The organism is Dictyobacter kobayashii (assembly GCF_003967555.1).
Classification (GTDB): Bacteria; Chloroflexota; Ktedonobacteria; order Ktedonobacterales; family Ktedonobacteraceae; genus Dictyobacter; species Dictyobacter kobayashii.
In genome coordinates, this window is the sequence record NZ_BIFS01000001.1 from 586,802 (window position 1) to 599,396 (window position 12,595).

Below are 12,595 nucleotides of genomic sequence, written 5' to 3' on the forward strand. Positions count from 1 at the left end.
GATTGATCCGGCGTTAAACAAAGCAGGATGGAGCGTGGACAATCCAAACCAGGTAGGACTCGAAATTCCTGTTGATGGTTTTGATCCGCAGGCCTGGGCAGCATTAAAAGTGAAATTAGATCGCGTTAAAGAAAGCGGCGGCACATATCACGCAAATCTCCCAACGGGTATCAGTGACTACGTGTTGTACCGTTCTAACGGCGAGATTCTTGCCATTGTAGAAGCCAAACGAACTAGTGTTGATCCGAGGTTGGCCCAGACGCAAGCGGAGTTTTATGTCACTGAACTAGAAAAGCGCCAGAGCTTTCGACCGTTTGCCTTTATGACCAATGGAAAAGATATCTACTTCCTGGATGCAGGCAACGAGAATAAGCGTCCAGTAGCGGGCTTTTTCTCACCATCTGATCTGGAAAATTTGCTTTCTCTTCGTCAAAATAAAATACCATTACCACTGGTCTCTATTAACACAAGCATTGTTGACCGTATCTATCAACAAGAGGCTATTCGGCGGGTGTGTGAGACATTTGAACAACAGCATAAACGCAAAGCGCTCCTCGTAATGGCCACGGGAACGGGTAAAACGCGTACAGTGATGGCTCTGATTGATCTATTCATGCGTGCCAACCAGGCTCGGCGGATTCTCTTTGTGGCTGATCGTGATGCACTGGTACAACAAGCACTTACTGATGGCTTTCAAAAGTTTTTACCTAATGAGCCATGTCAGCGTATTACTACCCACAAACTTGAGCAATCTAGTCGGCTCTACACCGCCACGCTCCAGACATTGAATCTTTGCTTCCAATCATTCACTCCAGGTTTTTTTGACCTGATCATCTTTGATGAGGCGCACCGCTCTATCTTTAATAAATGGAATGAGGTGCTACAATACTTCGATGGCCGCATCATTGGTTTGACCGCTACACCAGCCGATTTCATTGATCGCAATACCTTCTTGACATTTGACTGCAGCAATATGCAACCAACGTATCTCTATCCGTATCGACAAGCAGTACAGGAAGGCTATCTAGTAGACTATGCAGTTTTTCAAGCACGTACGAAATTTCAACGAGAAGGTATTAAAGGCATTGACCTGAACGAAGAAGATCGCAATGCCCTTTATGAGCAAGGTATAGATCCAGATGATCTAGACTTTACCGGAACCGATTTAGAGAGAAATGTCAGTAATAAAGATACTCTACGCAGACAATGGCAGGAAATCTGGGATGAGTGCTATAAAGACGAGTCAGGGCAGATTCCTGGCAAAACAATTGTTTTCGCGATGACACAAAAACATGCTTTACGACTTGAAGAAACTTTCAATGAGATGTTTCCTCAATATCCTAATATGGTGCGCGTCATCACCTCTAAATCTGATCACAAAGGAAATTCAATCAGGCAGTTTCGCGAAGAAGAATATCCACGTATTGCGATTACAGTCGATCTGCTAGAGACTGGAATTGATGTTCCCGAGGTGGTTAATTTGGCTTTCATGAAACCAGTACAATCACGAATTAAGCTAGAACAGATGATTGGCCGAGGGACTCGAAGTCAGGCTGCTTGTCGCTATCTCAATCGACTACCCAACAGAGAAAAGAAGCAATTCTTGATTATTGACTTCTGGGAAAATAACTTTAATAAATCAGCAAGCGAAGAACTGAGACAGAGTCTGCCTGTGTTCGTGGCGCTGTTCAATACACGAATCAATCTTCTCGAACGCTATCTGGAAAGTGGAAAGCACGAAGCAGAGAAAAACCACATTATCGAGCGCTTACGGGAACAAATCAGTAGAATTCCTGCTGACTCATTCTCAGTCAAAAAGTTTGAGGAAGATCTGGAAGAGGTACAGCAGGACTTCTTCTGGCAGTATCTTACGAAGCACAAATTGGATTTACTTAAGCGCAAGATTGCCCCTTTGCTGCGCTATGTGCCAGCCGTCAACGTCGAGGTGACCACCTTTACCCATAAAGTTGAGCGGCTCAAGCTACAGCTATTCACAGGTAAAGAGTGGCAAACGACGGCGATATTAATTGCAGATGATGTGAGCCGTTTACCCAACTTCATCGTCCAAGATCAACGCTACAAGCCAGCTATTGACCTTTGCCTGGCTCCACAGCGACTCCTGGTGTCATCAGCAGAGAAGCTAGATGAGGTAATTGATCTGCTGGCTCCACAGATGAACAAGAGGCGAGAAAAGGCCAATACGTTTATCAAACTGGATCTCCCCGATTACATAGATATGCATGGGTATATCTTTCTAAAGGGAGGAAGTGAGCGGGTCTATGTTGAGGAATATCGCCGGCGCGTAGATGAGCATATTTTACAGTTGATTGATACACATCCCACGCTAGAGGCTATTACGCAAGATAAAGAGGTCTCAGACCAGCAATTGCTTGAACTGGAACGCACACTGCATAAAGATCTAGGACAGGGAGAGGTCGAGCTGACAGAAGAGCATATACGAATGGCTTATGGCATGAAAATAGGAAGTTTGATTGAGTTTGTGCGCAACCTGCTAGAGCTGGACGGCATTCCGGATTATAATGATATTGTACGTCGCCAATTTAAGGGTTATACTACTCAGCATATCTTTAACTCGGATCAACTTCGTTTTTTGAGTGCGCTGGAGAATTTCTTTCTGCAAAAACGGCGTCTACATCGGGTTGATCTGTATCAGGAACCATTTACAAGATTCGGGGTGGATGCAGTGGAACGGCTGTTTACAAAAGAACAGATCGACGACCTCATCAACTTCACCAACTCACTTGCTGCTTAGGAGTTTATGATAAACCATGCTTACTGATCCTAAATTACGTTCACAGGTTGATGCACTCTGGGATAAGCTCTGGACAGGGGGACTTTCCAATCCCCTTGATGCCATCGAACAACTTTCTTACTTGATCTTTTTAAAACGCCTGGATGACGAAGAAAATCGTCAGGAAAAACTGGCCAGATTACGAGATGAGAACTATGCAGCGCGTATTCCAGAAGAGATGCGCTGGCGCTACTGGTCAAAACTAACTGGTTCCAACGTCTTGCAACACTTGCGTGACAAAGTATTTCCCTGGTTTCGTCAATTAGGTAACAGTGAACGTGTTCAAAATGCAGCAGGCGTGTTCCCTGACAATGAGACAGAGACGCTACAGGAGAAAAAAAATAGCTTTGAACTCTACATGCAAAATGCCGAGTTCAAAATCAACAAAGCCAGCCTATTGATCGAGGCCTGCAACCTGATTGACCAGATGCAGATTTCTGCGCAAAATCAAGACGTGCAGGGAGATCTATACGAATACCTCCTCAGCAAATTGAGTACAGCTGGTCGCAATGGCCAATTCCGCACCCCCGCCACATTATTCGTATGATGGTACAAATGATCGATCCCAAACCAAATGAGAAAATTGGCGACCTCGCCGCTGGCACAGGAGGTTTTCTAGTCAACGCCTATCAATATATTTTAGAACAGAAAACCCCATCTGAGCATCTGAGCTATGATACAGATAACTGGCCACATCACGTCACCGGTGAATTACTGACCGAAGAAGAGCGCCAATTTCTCCAGAAAGAAGCTTTTCGCGGCTATGATAACGATTCTGGCATGACCATGCTACGAATTGGTTCGATGAACCTGATTTTGCATGGTATTGAGCAGCCACGCTTTTACTACACTGATACGCTTTCCAAAGAGTTTAATGAGGCCAAAGACTACGATGTTATCCTGATGAATCCGCCCTTCAAAGGTGCCGTCGATCCCAACGACATCAATCCGACTCTTTCTACAGCGAATACTACCAAATCAGAGCTCCTTTTTCTGCATATTATCCTGCGTGTTCTGGATAGCGGCGGACGCAGCGCAGTCATCATACCAGATGGCGTACTCTTCGGCTCCAGCAAAGCCCATATCAATATTCGTAAAAAGCTCATCAATGAGAATAAACTGGATGGCATCATCTGTATGCCCAGCGGTGTCTTTAAGCCCTACGCTGGTGTCTCCACGGCTATTTTATTCTTTACACGTGGAGGAACAACAGATAAGATATGGTTCTACGATATGGAGCACGATGGCCTCTCGCTAGATGACAAACGCCAACCAATAGCAGAAAACGATATTCCTGATATTTTAGCCTGCTGGCGCAAAAGGCATGATCCAACATTTCAAACTGAGCGAGAGCAGCGATTGTAGCATTTGAGGGAACAAGTCACTCCCTTAAAAGTGGAAAAGCTGCGGCTCCAAGCTGAGATTAATTGCCTGACCTTTGAAAGCGCTATAGCACCCGAAAACGACCAGCAGGCCCGCACTCAACTTGAGGCCGCTCAAAGCCAGATATCCGAGATTCAAGCCCAGATTAGTCCTTTACAGTGGGAAATAAACCAGCTGACACGTCAATTTTGGGTTACAAAAGACCAAGTAAGCAAAAATAAATATGATCTATCCGCAAGCCGTTATCGAGAATTGGAACAAGATGAAGCGTATTATGAATCTTCAAAAACAACTGCAGATCGTATACTAATTTTAGAAAAAAAGATGATTGAGGAAATACAGGAATTAGAGAGGATGCTTCATGAAATCTAAAAAACTTTCAGAAATTGCAGATATCATCATGGGTCAAAGCCCCTCCTCCTCATCATACAACTTACAAGGCCAAGGGTTACCATTTTTTCAAGGAAAAGCAGACTTTGGAGATTTATATCCAAGGCAAGAGTATTTTGTACAAAACCGCAGAAAATTGCTGAAGCTGGAGACATTTTAATATCGGTCAGGGCTCCCGTAGGACCAACCAATATAAATCTCAAACAATCTTGCATTGGACGCGGTTTGGCGTCACTGCGCTGCAGGGATAAATCTGCTACCAAGTATTTACTGTACTTTTTACGTTTCTATGAATCACAACTAGCACAAACATCCAGGGATCAACCTTTGATGCTATTAGTAGAGATGATTTAGAAAATGTGCGTATCCCCTTACCCTCATCACCTAATGAACAAAAACGTATCGCCACTATCCTCGAAAAAGCAGATCGTCTGCAGAGGCTAAGGCGGTATGCCTTGGAGTTGAGCGAGACATATTTGCAGTCTGTGTTTTTGGAAATGTTTTCAGCAAATATAGACACTCATTGGCCAAATATAAGCATAGAGTCACTTGCTCAAGAGAGAAAAGGTGCAATTCGTACGGGTCCATTCGGAAGCCAGCTTTTACATTCAGAGTTCGTGAAAGAAGGGATTGCTGTACTAGGCATTGATAATGCAGTACAAAATCGTTTCGAATGGGGAGCTCGGAGATTTATAGCTGAGGAGAAATACCAAGAACTAAAAAGATACAGGGTGTTTCCAGGCGATGTAATTATTACAATTATGGGAACTCCTGGAAGGTGTGCAGTTATACCTGAAAATATTCCTCTTGCTATCAATACAAAACATTTATGTTGTATCACATTAGATCAAGATAAATGCTTACCCACCTACTTAAAATTCTGTTTTCTCACTCACCCCTCTGTGCTACGCCAATTGAATGTATCAGAACGTGGAGCTGTCATGCCAGGGCTAAATATGGAGATCATTAAAGAACTTATTGTTCCACATCCACCACTTACTCTTCAGCAAAAATTCGTAGATATTGCTCAGAGGTTTGAGCGTCTTCAAGCTCAACAAAGAGAAGCGGAGCGACAAGCGGAACATTTATTCCAAACGCTGCTGCACAAAGCCTTTCAGGGTGAGCTAAGTTTGGATGAGGATAAGGTATTGATACCAGATGTGGAGGTAACTAAACAGCAGGCGCTTGTTCTAACAGATGTTATTGATCCTATCAGTAAGGATGCTTATCAAATGGCATTGCCACTAGAGTAAGCTAAATCATATGAAAATTAAAGCGAGGGGTACAGTAAGCTTCCTCTCTATATTAGAGGAAGCAGAATTTTTCCTACAATAAAATATTTAGAGCAAAAGTAGCAGAAGATAGAACATTGGCAAAATTGACTTCGGAGGAATTACTAACCATAAAAAAAACAGATTCTCGAAGAGAGAGTTATAGAGCAACAACGAATTTCTAAGGAGGAAGCATTGAAAGAAGAGCAAACTAATGAATACATTACATGGTTGACAGAAGCAAAACAGAGGCATCATCAGATCGAGAGCGTTGTTTTCGCTCTTTATGAAGAAGTCGATAAACTGTCTCGCAAATGGCCTACTATGCCAATAACACAATTGACACTAAATAAGACAAACAAAGTAATCAAGAGTTTCAAGGATCTTCTAAAAAACGAAGACGATGATTTTGCTGAAGATATTAACGAAATTATTCCAGCAGGTGATTTACCAGAAATGCGTGACCTTGTTCTAATTTTAAGTCAGGTGCGAGCGGCACTAGGCCGCTTTGAGAACAAATATCAGAATGAGTGGCGTAAGCTAGATCGTAATGAGTACTATGTTTAATAAAAAACTATTGCTGCCCCATAGCTTTGGACTATCTTTCACACAATCGGAGGTCGATTTTGTCATACCTGATTTGACAACTGACATTCCTTTATGTATTGATCCATTTTTGCTCTATAGGAGCAAAGATGCATTACTAAGTAACCAGCACCAAAACCTGCTTGCTATATTCAACCAAGGCATCCGATATTACCGAGAGGGTAAAGAGAAAGAGCTTGCCCATCTTATTGATTTTCCAGAAGCGAATGAAATTAGCTTTGGTTATAGCGATAGACATAGCAAGGGGAGTGGTCTAGGAACTCAGCTTAATCAACTGCTTTCCAATACTCTGTCTGCTAGCGAACCACTTCAGGTACGCGGACTTCGTCATATTGAAGAACTACAGCTTGTCTCTATTGGAATTGGAGCAGACCGAGTTAGTGATATTGCGGCCAATGTCCTCAAGGAGTTCTTGATCAATTATACCCAAAAGCAGGCTAAACTTTGGAATATTCCTTTAACTCCAGGCCTGCCAATCTCACACTATTTTGATTTTGAGAGTTGGGAATGGTCTGATGGTTATTTTGATCTTCCAAAAAATCCTATAACTGGAGATCCGATCCTACTAGTTCCACGTCGTATAGTGCGTAGGCTTCCCTGGATAAACTATGATGACTTTGTTAATCACGAGCTTAAAATGTTTCTGCGTCCAACCCCCAATAAACGAATGCCAACTTATCCAGGTATGGCAAAACAAGAGAAACTTCAAATTGCCAAGCAAGAAGTTGTCAAGCTTACGCGGGAGAGCCTTACATTATTAGATCAATATATCAGGCGCAAGGAAAAAGAGGGTAGTCAAGCAGAACCTTTACTCACTCATGAGCAGGCAGGCGACACTACATCTAACTACCAGATTGGAGAAAACTTCATTGCTCGGTTAAACAACCTGCCTAGTGGACGCGCTACCGCAAATGAATACCAACGGCTCATCTTCGAGATCTTGAATTATTTGTTTGAGCCGGAACTAACGATGGTGAATTAGAGGTTAAGACCTATCAGGGAACAGAGCGACGAGACATAGTTTATACAAATGAAGCTGAAAAATCGTTTTGGGGTATGTTAGAGACACTTATAAAAGCCTGTTTGTGATGTTTGAGAATAAAAATGTAGAGAAAGTAGAACTTGAACACATAAATCAGACGGCTAATTACTTGGGAGCAAGGTTGGGCATGTTAGGATTTGTTACCACCAGAAAGCAGCCAGGTGATAACATTATTCAAAAAATATACGCTATTTACAATGATACGCCGAGTATACCTCGAAAGACGATACTCATATTGACAGATGAGGATATCAAACTAATGATCCGCCTCAAGCAAGAAAATAATAATCCTGCAACCCATGTGCAAAAAATCTATAGACGCTTTCAGACGCGCGTACAATAATAAATTGAAAGTACCCAAGCATATAGAATATACTTGATCATAATATATTTACTGTATTATGGCTGTTAAAAATAGTAGATATTTGTCAGAACATGAAGTCGCCATAGAGCAGTTTAGCGGGTTTGGATATAGTATAACAAGCCCATCTATCTTTTGCGAGCCAATGACTATACTACAAAATATACGCTAGCAGTAAAGAGGGGGCTACTTTTAATATGAAACACCAGTCGCGACAAGTCACTCTTTCTGTTTACTATTCTTATGCGTCATCTGATGAATATCTCTGTAATCAACTTTCTAAACATCTAGCCCCACTTGTGCATATTGGAATAGTAAAAGAGTGGTTTGAGTATCTTATCACACCTGGGAAAAATTATGCGGAGGAGAAGAGACATGCACTCGAAGCTTCAAATCTTATTCTCTTGTTAATAAGTTCAGATTACTTGGCCTCTGATGAATGTTTTCGAGAAATGCGCTTTGCACTAGAACACCATAGAAGAGACAAAGTACAAGTTGTACCTATTATTTTGCGCCCCTGTCTCTGGGATGTAACCCTCTTGCTCGCCTACACTGCTTGCCTCGCAATGGTCAAGCAGTAACTACCTGGGGCGAACAAATTGATCAAGCATTTCTTGATATAGCTCAGGGTTTATATGAGATGATCAAATCTCTGTTAGTTGCAGATCTTGCTATCTCTCAAAAAGAGCAACAACTACGTAGCCAGTTAATAAAGAAAGTACATACAATCTGGATCGAAGGCAAACTAAAAACCTCTCTTCATGGGTCTCGCGAAATCGATCTTCACTTAGAGGATCAATCAGATATGCTGGAAGATCCCTGGAAATTCAATGTATGGAGCTTAACAATACAAGATTCTAACCAGGCTCCGCGCCAACTTTCCGAAAGCACAAATATTGTTCAGATTTATGATGCTTCCGACAATGAATTACTTATACTCGGAGAACCTGGGGCAGGTAAAACTACCGCACTCCTGCAATTGACCCGTGTATTATTGCAAAGAGCAAAAGATAATACAGCTAATCCTGTACCAGTCGTCTTTAATCTCTCCTCCTGGGGACAAGAACAATTACCATTAACGGACTGGATGATTAAAGAATTATCTCGTCTGTATAATATTCCGAGTGAAATCGGGCAAAGCTGGATTAAAAAGAATCAGATACTTCCAATGCTTGACAGTTTAGACGAAATTGCTGGGGAAGTTTCGCTTGAGGCTTGTATTCAAGCTATTATTAACTATCATCAAAATTTTCACGGACTAAATGGAACTCCTTTGGTTATTTGCTGCCGTACTTTACAATATTCAATGCTCTCTACAAAGTTGCCGCTAAATCGAGCGGTCCAACTTCTTCCGTTGACGAGTGAGGAAATACAGCAATATTTACAACAGGCAGGCAGTGAATTAACTCACTTAAGTGAGTTAATTCTTGGAAATGATGAATTTGCCAACATTACTCGTAATCCTTAATGCTTAGTATTTTTAATTCAGCGTATCAAAATGGAACGTTAACAAATTTTCTTAGGGAAATGCAGCAAGGAAACTCTATGCATAACGTAGTTGCTATATATATTGAAAGAACTCTTAAATATGGGAAATTACGTACTGGTACCCCAGAGCTGTTCCACAAATGGCTTACCAAACTAGCTCAGTATATGTTTCAACAAGATCAAACAATGATTCAAGCCAAAGATCTTCCATCAGATTTGTTTCCAAGGGATATCGAGTCTTTTCTTGATGAAGCAGTGGAACGGCTTATTCTCCGCAAAGTAAGCAACAGGTACATTTTCATACATCGTCTATTGCTCGACTACTTTGCCGAGTTAGAAGACTAAGTATTTCTCTAGAATATTGTGTTTAGGTTAACACAGTCTGGAATGAGCCTCGTCAGTTCAGGTGTCAATGTTAAAAATTTCGTAAGGTAACTCTAGATTTATAATATGCCAGCGCTAACTTTTTCACATCTATCACCACTTTCGTGAGGTTATAAAATTCTCAAAGGTTTTCTGAAATGAGCCTTGAAGCATTTCAGTTCCTACTGCACCTGGTAGAATATTGCTGTACCAACTTTTGCCCTTACTATTTAGTAGTACCTCGACAGAATTAGAAGAAGTGCTTGCAACAAAATATTTCACACACTTTGAAGACATGTCAGAGGTGAGCCCCAAGAAGGATCTAGCAAGATCTATATCTAAATTAGCTCGCCGATAGAATTTACATTCTACTGAAAGCACAATTCTTGCCGTACTTGGTGAAACCCAAATGGCTGGAGAACCTGACCATGCTAATCGGCTTTCTCTGCGACATCTTACAGCTTCTTCTCTAGTAAGAACTGCAACATCACATTCATGCAAAACTCCCGACTCACCTTCTACTAACACACCAACATGAGCCTCCAACACTGGCTTACCTGGAAATTCGATAATAGCATGAGTATAAGGCCTAGCTCTAGATGCAATATAACCAGGACTTGTTCTAAATTCGAATATTGTTGGTGCGTTACCATGCACATCTTCGTATTGGATGGGATTCCTGGCTCCCATCCTTACAGCGGCTCTAAGAATAAGGCTTAGTATGTAACCTTCAAAGATACCTGAAGGGTCTGATCTCCTGAGACTAGGAGTAATAGAACTTCCTAGCGTTGTTTGAATCTCGGTCAGAAGTTCATCTTCAATGGCCATCATTAAGTAACTCCTGTAATCGATTTAGAACCATACCTAACTTTTGTGCCCGTGCATACCTAAGCGGGGATTGTTGTCTATCAATGACAACTACATCTTCAGGTTCTACTTGTGAGGAAAATACTACCGATTGAGGTCTTTTTTGAGTTTGGCTACCAGCATCTGGTTCAAGATAGAATAATAACACCTCTTTTTCTATAGAGGCATTATTAACGACAATGTATCTAATAGAATCTATGAGCAACTGAACACGCTCTTTAGCTGTGTAAGAAGTACTGTAAGTTCCTGGTACCTTTCCTCTGGGAGCTTTTTTCTTTTCTTCAGGAGTTGGGATCTTCACTTTACCCATTACAATTTGCTCAGTCACGTCATGAACAATCCAAGACAGCTGTTCATGATGAAGTATGTTTACAAGGATTTGATAGAGGCCATCGTAATATTCATCTTCTTTTACAGTCACAGCAGGTAACCTCTCCCATTAATAATCTTGGGAACAGCCAAGCATCTGGCAGTGATTTCAAGATTCGCCCATTCCTTTTAAAGATGCCTGTTAAAGATGCTTAAGCTCTATGAACATTTCTTCTTCAAGATCTGCACTCTTCTGAAAAAGTGTAGCTATCCTTTTTACGAGAACAAGTGCCTCTGTGCTATATGTTGTTCCCAAAGATTTCTCTATACCTTCTGCTGAACCTAAGACATACTTCATAATCACAACATCTAAGTGTTGTAGCATTTTCGCTGCATGTAAAGAACTCAGAACAATTTTGTTTACTATCTCAACCAATTCATCAAAATAAGATGGTTCTAGACTTATTTGCTCATCTATACCGTAATTTTCGGTTAGCTTATTCAAAAGTCCAATGATCCGCTTTCTTTCGCTTAATGAAAAAGCTCCACCAAATAGATAGGTGTGCGATTGGCCTTTAACATCGCTTAAATCTCGTGAAGCAACATCACTTGCCATTCTAAGTATTGATAGGACGAGTCGCTGCAAACCTATATAAGCTAAGTATTTCGCTTTAATATCTTTAGCATGCAATTCTGCTTTAACTCTAGAGAATCTCTCTATCAAGTTTTGAATATTTTTATATTCTTCTACCATCCAGTATTGATACTGAACATACTGATAAACATTTTTAATAGACAGTTGTTTCTCTGTGGGCTTTTGATTTCCTTTGACCTCTATTCCCCATAAACTAGTCATTCGGTTATAGACAGCAATATCTCCTACATCAAAGGAAGAAGTTTCTATTGCCAACGTTTTTTCAAGTATGTCTAATCCTTTTTCATCTATAACTCGTACACCCAATTTTGGTGCAATAGCCCGAGCATGACTATGTAAAATCTTCTTTAGCAAAATGCCTTCTTCTGCTCCAAAAAAGTCCATCACACCCTTAGCCAAAATATTCTATTAGGCTCAGATTCTCTTCCTGATTTACAGTCTACTATTATTGTTTTTATTCTTAGATCTGGCTCAAAACGAACACCAAGAACATCTATGTCAGTCAAAGGGTTTCTTTTTAAAGTTTGCTCTTTATCCTCATAATCAAAATGAGATAAATCTACCTCAAGCGGGCAATGGTATCCTTGTGACCACAAAATTCTTCTAATTCTTAGTTTTAAATAGCTATCTTTCATCTGATTGCTAACTTCGTTCATTTAATTGATCCTCTAGCCAACTTGGAGATCTCTCCAATGATTTCACGAGCTGCTTCTTTAGAGCGTACTACACCCCTACTCATTCTTGATCGTGTTGGAAGTGTGCCGGAAAAAGAACCACCCACATTAAAAAATTCTTTTGCATCAAGCTCAAGCCTACTATTAGGCAGTTGATCAGCATCAAGAAGATCTATAGCGATATTCAATGCATGCATATTTTCAGGTGTATCATAAAGTTTAAAGTGGTAGAAACCAGGACGAGCAATATCCTGCTCAATAAATCCAATTTGCTTGGTGACCAGAAGACCATATTGCTCTGGCACGTCTTATGATGGTACCGGAATCCTGGACAGGCAAATAAGATAAAATAGCTGTATCAGAATGAGTGCAAA

Annotated in this window: 16 protein-coding genes and 1 pseudogene; 12 read left to right on the forward strand and 5 right to left on the reverse strand. The window is 41.0% G+C overall.

All coding sequences use genetic code 11. From position 1 onward, the window contains the following. Positions 1 to 34: 34 nt before the first annotated feature. The 12 genes and pseudogenes from EL645_RS02560 (at position 35) to EL645_RS02610 (ending at position 9,698) form a co-directional block, all read left to right on the forward strand. On the forward strand, positions 35 to 2,773 hold the full coding sequence (locus EL645_RS02560) for a type I restriction endonuclease subunit R (protein ID WP_246035256.1): 2,739 nt from the start codon (positions 35 to 37) through the stop codon (positions 2,771 to 2,773). Positions 2,774 to 2,789: 16 nt separating this feature from the next. Next, positions 2,790 to 3,359 (forward strand): type I restriction-modification system subunit M N-terminal domain-containing protein, encoded by a 570-nt coding sequence (locus tag EL645_RS40545; RefSeq protein WP_218031681.1) that lies wholly within the window; start codon positions 2,790 to 2,792, stop codon positions 3,357 to 3,359. An 8-nt stretch (positions 3,360 to 3,367) separates the two neighbouring features. After that, positions 3,368 to 4,177 (forward strand): HsdM family class I SAM-dependent methyltransferase, encoded by an 810-nt coding sequence (locus EL645_RS40550; protein WP_218031682.1) that lies wholly within the window; start codon positions 3,368 to 3,370, stop codon positions 4,175 to 4,177. A 3-nt stretch (positions 4,178 to 4,180) separates the two neighbouring features. Further along, positions 4,181 to 4,567, forward strand: a complete 387-nt coding sequence (locus EL645_RS40555; protein ID WP_218031683.1) for a hypothetical protein — start codon at positions 4,181 to 4,183, stop codon at positions 4,565 to 4,567. Continuing rightward, a complete protein-coding gene (locus tag EL645_RS02570) occupies positions 4,557 to 4,745 on the forward strand; it encodes a restriction endonuclease subunit S domain-containing protein (protein WP_126548588.1) in 189 nt (62 codons plus the stop codon). The genes EL645_RS40555 and EL645_RS02570 overlap by 11 nt, the downstream gene beginning before the upstream one ends. 151 nt (positions 4,746 to 4,896) lie before the next feature. Then, positions 4,897 to 5,007 (forward strand): annotated as a pseudogene (locus EL645_RS45235) (restriction endonuclease subunit S); the annotation flags it as partial. A gap of 33 nt (positions 5,008 to 5,040) precedes the next feature. Then, positions 5,041 to 5,838, forward strand: coding sequence for a restriction endonuclease subunit S (locus EL645_RS02580; protein ID WP_126548589.1), 798 nt, complete (start codon positions 5,041 to 5,043; stop codon positions 5,836 to 5,838). A gap of 213 nt (positions 5,839 to 6,051) precedes the next feature. Then, positions 6,052 to 6,423, forward strand: coding sequence for a hypothetical protein (locus EL645_RS02585; protein WP_126548590.1), 372 nt, complete (start codon positions 6,052 to 6,054; stop codon positions 6,421 to 6,423). After that, a complete protein-coding gene (locus tag EL645_RS02590; protein ID WP_126548591.1) occupies positions 6,416 to 7,444 on the forward strand; it encodes a DUF8370 family protein in 1,029 nt (342 codons plus the stop codon). The genes EL645_RS02585 and EL645_RS02590 overlap by 8 nt, the downstream gene beginning before the upstream one ends. 618 nt (positions 7,445 to 8,062) lie before the next feature. Further along, the gene (locus EL645_RS02600; RefSeq protein WP_126548593.1) at positions 8,063 to 8,446 is read left to right on the forward strand and encodes a toll/interleukin-1 receptor domain-containing protein; all 384 of its coding nucleotides are present in this window, start codon (positions 8,063 to 8,065) and stop codon (positions 8,444 to 8,446) included. A gap of 59 nt (positions 8,447 to 8,505) precedes the next feature. Continuing rightward, positions 8,506 to 9,333 (forward strand): NACHT domain-containing protein, encoded by an 828-nt coding sequence (locus EL645_RS02605; RefSeq protein WP_136625156.1) that lies wholly within the window; start codon positions 8,506 to 8,508, stop codon positions 9,331 to 9,333. A 77-nt stretch (positions 9,334 to 9,410) separates the two neighbouring features. Beyond that, the gene (locus EL645_RS02610) at positions 9,411 to 9,698 is read left to right on the forward strand and encodes a hypothetical protein (protein ID WP_126548595.1); all 288 of its coding nucleotides are present in this window, start codon (positions 9,411 to 9,413) and stop codon (positions 9,696 to 9,698) included. A 132-nt stretch (positions 9,699 to 9,830) separates the two neighbouring features. Here EL645_RS02610 and EL645_RS02615 read toward each other — a convergent pair whose 3' ends face one another. The 5 genes from EL645_RS02615 to EL645_RS02635 all read right to left on the reverse strand — a co-directional run bounded on the left by EL645_RS02615 (position 9,831) and on the right by EL645_RS02635 (position 12,526). Further along, positions 9,831 to 10,547: a hypothetical protein gene (locus tag EL645_RS02615; protein WP_126548596.1), complete on the reverse strand. Its 717-nt coding sequence runs from the start codon at positions 10,545 to 10,547 to the stop codon at positions 9,831 to 9,833. Beyond that, on the reverse strand, positions 10,534 to 11,004 hold the full coding sequence (locus EL645_RS02620) for a hypothetical protein (protein WP_126548597.1): 471 nt from the start codon (positions 11,002 to 11,004) through the stop codon (positions 10,534 to 10,536). Before EL645_RS02620 ends, EL645_RS02615 begins: the two co-directional genes overlap by 14 nt. Before the next feature lie 90 nt (positions 11,005 to 11,094). After that, positions 11,095 to 11,931 (reverse strand): hypothetical protein, encoded by an 837-nt coding sequence (locus tag EL645_RS02625; RefSeq protein WP_136625157.1) that lies wholly within the window; start codon positions 11,929 to 11,931, stop codon positions 11,095 to 11,097. Further along, positions 11,931 to 12,203 (reverse strand): hypothetical protein, encoded by a 273-nt coding sequence (locus EL645_RS02630; protein ID WP_126548599.1) that lies wholly within the window; start codon positions 12,201 to 12,203, stop codon positions 11,931 to 11,933. Before EL645_RS02630 ends, EL645_RS02625 begins: the two co-directional genes overlap by 1 nt. Continuing rightward, complete coding sequence (locus tag EL645_RS02635) at positions 12,200 to 12,526, reverse strand: hypothetical protein (protein WP_126548600.1); 327 nt, start codon at positions 12,524 to 12,526, stop codon at positions 12,200 to 12,202. Before EL645_RS02635 ends, EL645_RS02630 begins: the two co-directional genes overlap by 4 nt. Positions 12,527 to 12,595 lie beyond the last annotated feature (69 nt).

Bases quoted from the DNA above. Each gene is read 5' to 3' on its own strand.
- EL645_RS40545 (WP_218031681.1), top strand. From the start codon at position 2,790: ATGCTTACTGATCCTAAATTACGTTCACAGGTTGATGCACTCTGGGAT.
- EL645_RS40550 (WP_218031682.1), top strand. From the start codon at position 3,368: ATGATCGATCCCAAACCAAATGAGAAAATTGGCGACCTCGCCGCTGGC.
- EL645_RS02570 (WP_126548588.1), top strand. From the start codon at position 4,557: ATGAAATCTAAAAAACTTTCAGAAATTGCAGATATCATCATGGGTCAA.
- EL645_RS02590 (WP_126548591.1), top strand. From the start codon at position 6,416: ATGTTTAATAAAAAACTATTGCTGCCCCATAGCTTTGGACTATCTTTC.
- EL645_RS02600 (WP_126548593.1), top strand. From the start codon at position 8,063: ATGAAACACCAGTCGCGACAAGTCACTCTTTCTGTTTACTATTCTTAT.
- EL645_RS02605 (WP_136625156.1), top strand. From the start codon at position 8,506: ATGATCAAATCTCTGTTAGTTGCAGATCTTGCTATCTCTCAAAAAGAG.
- EL645_RS02610 (WP_126548595.1), top strand. From the start codon at position 9,411: ATGCATAACGTAGTTGCTATATATATTGAAAGAACTCTTAAATATGGG.
- EL645_RS02615 (WP_126548596.1), bottom strand. From the start codon at position 10,547: ATGATGGCCATTGAAGATGAACTTCTGACCGAGATTCAAACAACGCTA.
- EL645_RS02625 (WP_136625157.1), bottom strand. From the start codon at position 11,931: ATGGACTTTTTTGGAGCAGAAGAAGGCATTTTGCTAAAGAAGATTTTA.
- EL645_RS02630 (WP_126548599.1), bottom strand. From the start codon at position 12,203: ATGAACGAAGTTAGCAATCAGATGAAAGATAGCTATTTAAAACTAAGA.